The organism is Flavobacterium sp. (genome assembly GCF_017985075.1).
In the GTDB taxonomy this organism is placed as follows: Bacteria; Bacteroidota; Bacteroidia; order Flavobacteriales; family Flavobacteriaceae; genus Flavobacterium.
Genome location: NZ_JAGNYF010000045.1, coordinates 1 through 7,552, shown reverse-complemented (window position 1 = coordinate 7,552; position 7,552 = coordinate 1). Strand labels below are relative to the sequence as shown.

Sequence of the window (7,552 nt, the reverse complement as noted above, 5' to 3'; positions counted from 1 at the left end):
CTCTTACGCAGTAGGCCAACTTGTTCACATGTGAACACAACTCCCTTCACCTCAAACCTTTCACCTCAAACCAAACCCTTTTGCCTTCGAGTGCCTCAGGCAACGGAATGAAAATTTTACACATTGAATGTATAATGGTGGCTGAGGCTCTCGAAGCCACCATCCCACATCCTTTTTGTCATTCTGAACTTTTTTCAGAATCTCTTACGCAGTAGGCCAACTTGTTCACATGTGAACACAACTCCCTTCACCTCAAACCTTTCACCTCAAACCAAACCCTTTTGCCTTCGAGTGCCTCAGGCAACGGAATGAAAATTTTACACATTGATTGTATAATGGTGGCTGAGGCTCTCGAAGCCACCATCCCACTCCCTTCACCCTAAACCTCACACCCAATTTCTTCACCCAATTCCTTTACCCTAAAAAAACCTTATAGAAACCTTAAACAAAGAATACAGCACATAAAAGCACTTTATATTAACAATATGTTAATACATTTATATTAAAAATAAGAATTAATTTATTATTTTTGAAATTCTTTAACAAAAAAAACAAACGATAATTTTTAACCCTAAATTTTATGAAACTTAAATTACTTTTTATTACGCTTTTAGCTTGCTTTACCGGATGGGGGCAGGTAAATTTACCATTCAGTTATGATTTAGGTAATCCTTCTTCAGTAAATGGTTTAACATCATCCGGTCTTGCATCTGATTATGCATCTTCGCCAAAAATGAAATTCGATGGATCTTCTGATAATTTGATTTTAAATTTTAACGGCTCGCCAAATGTTTTGACTTTTACAATTAAATGGAACCAAAGTACTTCAGCAACAAGATTTCCTGGCGATTTCCAAGTTTTAGAATCTTCAGATGGTGTAAATTATACTAATATTCAATTATATAATTCTACAACAGGAACAGCTTTAACAAACGGCAGCTCAATTATTCAAATATTTTCAGGACTAAATTCAACAACACGTTATATAAAATGGATTTATGTTGCAAAAACAAATGGCAACATTGCTTTGGGAGGGATTTCATTAACTGCAATCCCTACTTCAACCACCTATACTACCTCATGGTCAAACAGCGCACCTACAGCTACAATTGACGCCACCATAGCTGGTGATTTATCCACTACAACCGATTTAACGTGTAAAGATTTAACCATTAATTCAGGTAAAACCTTAACCATTGGTGCAGGAAAAAAATTATCGGTAACGGGTAACCTAATAAATAACGGGACACTCGTATTTAAAAGTGACGCAACTGGCACAGCTGTTTTTGATGTGTTTAGCGGTTCGCTTTCGCCTGCGGGTTCCACTATTGTAGAACGTTACATTCCTGCACGCAGAGCGTATCGTTTTTTAAGCCCATCAGTAACTACTTCAACTTCTATTCGAGCCAACTGGCAAGAAAATGGAGTCACTACAGCTGGTTTAGGTACGCATATAACAGGTGCTACTGGTGCTTCTGCAGGGTTTGATCCAACAGAAACAAATAATTCCTCGTTACTGTATTTCAACAGTGGTGCTTGGGTTGCAGCTTCAAACACAAGTGTGAATGCCATCAGTGCAGGAGACGCCTATTGTTTAATGGTACGTGGCGATAGAACAATAGATTTGTCAACAAATACACCTACGCCAACCAATACGGTTTTACGTACAACGGGTACTTTATTTACAGGTAATTTTTCACCAACATTAAGTACCGTAGCAAGTGGATATAGTTTTGTAGGTAATCCATACCAAGCACCATTAGATATTAAAACAGCGTTAGCTACTTCTTCTTCAAATATTAATCCTAATGTAGTATATTATTGGGATCCTACTTTAAACGCTAGAGGAGGTTACATTACTAGAAATTTACAAACCAGTGTAAATAATCCTACTTCAAATGTAAATGATTATGTTCAAGCTGGGCAAGCGTTCTTTGTTGTCAATAAAATTACTTTAACAGGTACACCAGCGTTGACCTTTACAGAAAGTCATAAATCGGTAGCCAATGCAGCTGCAGGTGCTTTTAGAAATGCAAATTCAAATGAATATGGAACTCTACGTGTCAATTTAAAAGCCAATACAAACAATCAATGGCAAACCATTGAAGGGGCAGTAGCTATTTTTAATTCGAATTTTAGTACAGCAGTAACCGAAGAAGACGCTACTAAAATGACTAATTTAGACGAAGAAGTAAGTTTTGTACAAAACAACACCTCTTTAGCAATTGCTTGTCAACCCAACCCAGCACTAACTTCTGAATTACCAATAAGATTGAATAAAACCCGTCATACTAACTACCAATGGCAGTTTGATATAGCAAACTATTCGGGACCAACTCCGTTTTTAGTTGACACCCAAAACAATTCGATAACACAAATTACAAATACAACCGTTGTACCATTTACGGCCGATACCAATGCCAATCGTTTTAAAATAGTTTTTCAAAACGCAGCACTAAATCTTTCCGATTTTTCTACTCAACTAGCACTATATCCAAACCCAGCCAAGGCAGGAGATAGTTTTTATATTGATGGTATATCGGAAGCTAGCGTAACGGTTTTCAATGTATTAGGACAAAACATTCAAGCACAAACAAAATCGCAAGGAAATAGTGTACAAGTAACCCCAAACACTAGTTTAAGTAAAGGGGTGTACTTAGTAACTATTACTACTCAAGGCAACACACAACAAGTAAAATGGATTGTAGAATAATAATAATGAAAAAGATGAAAAATATCAAATTGAAATATAGTGTTGTGTTAGTATTGTTTACGGTTACGCTACAAGCACAAGAAAGTTTTCCAGACAACGTACAAGATGTTCCAATTGATGATTGGGTCCTTCCAATGATTTTAATAGGAATAGCATTTATGTTTTACTTTATAAAGAAGAAAATACAAGTAATTAAATAAGTAAAAAGCACCTGAATGGGTGCTTTTTTTATGGTGTCAATTAACAAATGTTAAAAAAACAGTAAATATTTAGCATAAACTTGGAAATGTATTGTATAATATTAAAATTTGTCTTTATTTTGCACTCGAATTAATATGCGTGCATATTAAAATATATTATTGATAAATCAAAAAACAGTCTTTTTTATATGTTGTTTTTTACATTATACATAAAATAAAGAAAAATTATTGATAAATGTGTATTTTTAAGAATTGTTCAAAACATTAAAAATTAAATCTATGGGGATGGAATTAATTACAAATTTTCGTAAAAACAAGGGGCTAAAAACAAACAGTAGCTACATTAAAAGAGTGTTTTCTACAGCATCAATCTTGCTAATTACCACACTAAGTAACGCTCAAGATCTAACCATTTCTTCATCTGGAGAAACAGGAATAACGGGTACCAATTGGAGTATCACAGGAAATGAACTAACAGTAACAGGTACGGCAACAGTTAGAGCTAGTGTAATAGCTAATTTGTTAGCAACTGGTAATGTTGTGGTTAAAGGAAATTCAACAATATTCAATGTTACTTTATCAGAAGCAATAAGTAATGCTGCAACCACAAACAGTATTACAATTGGTGAGGTTAATAATACGGGTATTTTTTTTGTAAATGCAGCGATTAGTTTAGGAGGAGATATTACTTTGAACAGTGGTTCAGTCGATATCAATGCAAATATAATTTCAACAATTCCATCTGGTCAAGGAATACAAATTAACACTAAAAAAATTATACAAACGGCAAACGCTACGGTATCCACTCAAGGAGCAAATATAAGTTACAATGCATCGCAAACTCCTTTTTTGAGCACTTCAGATAATGCAATTTTAATAAATGGTTCTACTGCAGTTGCAAAAGCAACAATAAATGCAAATGGAGGCAATATTTATATAAATGCAACTTTTGCTTCTATAGGAGTTGAAGGTACTGGTGCAAATCCAGATCGTGCCATAAGTTTAATTTGGACAGATATTAAAACTTCCGGACAAGGAACTATTACTATTAATGGAGATGCTACAAATGTAACCAATACGACTGCTAGTGCTTGGGGAATACAAATGAGTAATTGCTTAATTCAAAACGTATCGGGAGCAATTGAGATTACGGGTACAGGTGGAAAAGCAACTAATAACTGTAGAGGAATTGGCGCAGATGTACAAAACGTTAAAATTTTATCTCAAAGTGGTGCAATTACCATAAATGAATTAAAGCCAATTGGATTAACAGGAACTTATAATGGATTATATATTAAACCAAATGCTACCACTGATAGCTTCATTGGTGCCGATGGAAGTATAGTGGCTTCAAGTTCATCACCAATTATTATTAAAGCGGATAAAATTGATTTGCTTCCAAATACTAAAATGGTACAATTAAATACTAGTGGAGCAGTTACTTTTGAGTCCAATGCGTCCAGTTTTGAAGCTCTGGTCTTAACAGGAATGCAAGTTTCAGGTAATCCATCAAGTTTTACATTTGGAAAATCTTCAAACACAGCAACAGTCAATACTGTTAATCCTATAAATGTAGCTGGTCCAATAACAATTTATGCGGGTCTTTTGCGCATAGAAAATACAATTACAAGTTCAAATACTGGCGATATTACATTAATTTCCAATACATCAAATTTAAGTATGTTGCCATCGATTTATATCTTTGCAGATATTTTAAAAACAGGAGGACAACGATCTAAACTAACCATTCGCGGAGGAGGAAGGGTACAATATGTCGAAAACAGAAAAATAGAAGCAACAAATGTCATTTTAGATGTTATTTTTTGGTCCGATTATGACAATTCAAATAATGATGGCGGCACAACAGTTTACAGCGATATCATTACAAATGGAGGTCATGTTTGGTTAGGAGGAAGTAATTCAACTGCCGGAACTTCAATTTGGAATGGATTGTCAGTTGGAGACGGCCCTTCAATAGGAACATCAGGATCTACTAATTGGAACGCTATTGATATAGGTTCAAATATTACTACTGCTGGTGGCGATGTGTTTATTTGGTCAGGTGACGCATATACTTCTGGAAATGGGTTTAGTGGTATTCAACTTTTTTTTGCAAACAAAACTATTAATGCAGGAACAGGAAATATTACACTTATAACCAATTCGGGTATAAAATCGTTTACACTTACTTTAAAAACAACGGGTAAAGTTAGTATTGCACCCAATACAACTGCTTTTGTAAACAATCCATTTGTTTACAATGGAACGATGTCTGGAAATCATTTCGTAGGATCAAATAGTATGGATAAAATCAAAATTGATGATTTTTCATCGGTAAGTGAATTCAATTTAGGATATTATTCGAATGCTAACGGCTGGAATTTTGCCAATACGGGTACATTAACTATAAATTCCGATATTAACACAAATGGTTCTGTTAGATTAAATGCAAACACTATTAATTTGAATGCCAATTTAAAAACACAAGCTTCAGGTAATTTATATTTGAAAGGAAATACAACAATTGTTGCAGGAAAACACATAGAATGTAGTGGAAATTTTTCGCACGATGGAAATTTAATTTTTAAATCAGATGCTTCTGGAACGGCTGCATTTGGAACGCTGGGAGGAACTTATACAACGATTTCTGGTTTGTCAACAACAGAACGTTATATACCAGCACGTAGAGCATTTAGATTTTTAAGTCCAAGTGTAACAACTACCACGTCAATCAGTCAAAACTGGCAAGAAAATGCAGGAACAACAGCAGGTTTCGGAACGCATATTACAGGAGCGGGAGGCGCTACGGATGGCTTTGATGTTACTAGCACAAACAATCCGTCTTTATTTACATTTACTAATGGAGCATGGTCAGCAGTAACCAATACGAATATAAATACATTAGTGGCAGGTTCACCATACCGTTTAATGGTTAGGGGCGATAGAACAATTAGCATGGCAACAAATACACCTACACCAACAGCTACAGTTTTGCGTGCTACAGGGACATTGAAAACAGGAAATTTCAACCCTACAATCAATCAAACGGCTGATGGATTGAGCTTTGTAGGAAATCCTTACCAAGCACCAGTTGATATAAAAGCAGTATTGAATTTGGCAAGTAACATGAATACAACAGTAGTGTATTATTGGGATCCAACACTTAATACGAGAGGCGGATTTGTTACAAGAACGTTGGCGGCAAATACAAATGATGTAACGTCTAATTTTAATGAATACTTGCAACCTGGTCAAGCAGTGATTGTAAAAAGAGACAATACAACTAATGTAGCTAGTATGACTTTTACAGAAAGCAACAAATCGGTAAACAATGCAGCTGCAGGAGTGTTTAGAAATGCAAATTCAAATGAATATGGAACCCTACGTGTCAATCTACAAGCCAATACAAATAATCAATGGACTACAATTGAAGGAACTTTAGCACTCTTTAATGATGATTTTAGTTGGGATGTTACTTCGGAAGATGCAACAAAATTGACCAATTTAGACGAAGAGGTAAGTTTTGTGCAAAACAACACGAATTTAGCAATTGCGCTACAAAGCAATCCTATCGCTACTTCAGAGTTACCAATTAAAATAGGTAAGATGCGTCATACCAATTACAAATGGCAATTTGAATTAGATAACTATAATGGAGCAACGCCTTATTTATTTGATACATTAAACAACAGTTACACACAAATAAACAATGGAACAGCAGTGCCATTTACAGCAGATGCAAATACTATAAATCGTTTCAAAATTGTATTCCAAAATGCAGTATTAAGCAACGCTACATTCCAAAACACGCTAGCCATTTATCCAAACCCAGCGAAAGCAGGCGCTAGTTTCTATATTGAGGGTATTTCTGAAGCGACCGTAACCGTGTCAAATTTGTTAGGACAAACGGTTCCGGTACAAACAAAAAGTCAAGGTACTACCTTACAAGTAACACCAAGCGCTAGTTTAAGCAAAGGAGTATACTTAGTAAATATTACTAGCGAAGGCAACACACAACAAGTAAAATGGATTGTAGAATAATAATTATGAAAAAGATGAAAACTACCACAAAAATAATATATAGTATAGCATTATTAGTATGTCAAGCACAAACACTTGTTGCACAAACCCCAGGTTTTACAGATGATGTACAAGATGTTCCAGTAAATGATTACTTACCAGCGTTATTTATACTAGCCATAGCAACGGCCTATTGGGTACTAAAACCAAAAACCAAAGCATAAATCAAAAACCTCCACGAAATGTGTTTGATGGTCTTATAGTGTTGGCTGAGGTTCTCGAAGCCACCATAATTAACATCACTCAAAAAGACGATACTGTATAGATTCGCCGTGGTTAGTATATTTAAAATGTATTTTATTGATTAATGAAAAGTAGATAATTAAAAAGAAAATAAGAAAACAAAAAACAACTCAAAAAAACAATAAATAAACACAATTTTTTTATATTCGCACTCAATTAGTAAAACAATTATGAAAGCAACAAGCAAATTCCAAATCTTCTTTTTTTTAGTGATGTCTTCATCACTTTTTGCGCAATTTAATGTAAACAACTTGTCTCTTGAGGCAGGTTATGGTTATACAGGTGCTATAGGACCTTATCAAAAATTGTATAAATC

4 protein-coding genes are annotated in these 7,552 nt (G+C 34.7%); all 4 read left to right on the top strand.

What is annotated here, in order from left to right; genetic code table 11:
- Positions 1–580 precede the first annotated feature (580 nt).
- The 4 genes from KA468_RS08435 (at position 581) to KA468_RS08420 (ending at position 7,157) form a co-directional block, all read left to right on the top strand.
- Positions 581–2,713 (top strand): T9SS type A sorting domain-containing protein, encoded by a 2,133-nt coding sequence (locus KA468_RS08435; protein WP_291242506.1) that lies wholly within the window; start codon positions 581–583, stop codon positions 2,711–2,713.
- A gap of 14 nt (positions 2,714–2,727) precedes the next feature.
- Complete coding sequence (locus KA468_RS08430; RefSeq protein WP_291242505.1) at positions 2,728–2,913, top strand: hypothetical protein; 186 nt, start codon at positions 2,728–2,730, stop codon at positions 2,911–2,913.
- A 279-nt stretch (positions 2,914–3,192) separates the two neighbouring features.
- Positions 3,193–6,954, top strand: a complete 3,762-nt coding sequence (locus KA468_RS08425) for a T9SS type A sorting domain-containing protein (RefSeq protein WP_291242504.1) — start codon at positions 3,193–3,195, stop codon at positions 6,952–6,954.
- Positions 6,955–6,959: 5 nt separating this feature from the next.
- A complete protein-coding gene (locus tag KA468_RS08420; protein WP_291242503.1) occupies positions 6,960–7,157 on the top strand; it encodes a hypothetical protein in 198 nt (65 codons plus the stop codon).
- The last annotated feature ends 395 nt before the right edge of the window (positions 7,158–7,552 follow it).

Excerpts from the sequence above, each read along its gene's own strand:
- KA468_RS08420 (WP_291242503.1), top strand. The coding sequence starts at position 6,960 with ATGAAAAAGATGAAAACTACCACAAAAATAATATATAGTATAGCATTA.
- KA468_RS08435 (WP_291242506.1), top strand. The coding sequence starts at position 581 with ATGAAACTTAAATTACTTTTTATTACGCTTTTAGCTTGCTTTACCGGA.
- KA468_RS08425 (WP_291242504.1), top strand. The coding sequence starts at position 3,193 with ATGGGGATGGAATTAATTACAAATTTTCGTAAAAACAAGGGGCTAAAA.
- KA468_RS08430 (WP_291242505.1), top strand. The coding sequence starts at position 2,728 with ATGAAAAATATCAAATTGAAATATAGTGTTGTGTTAGTATTGTTTACG.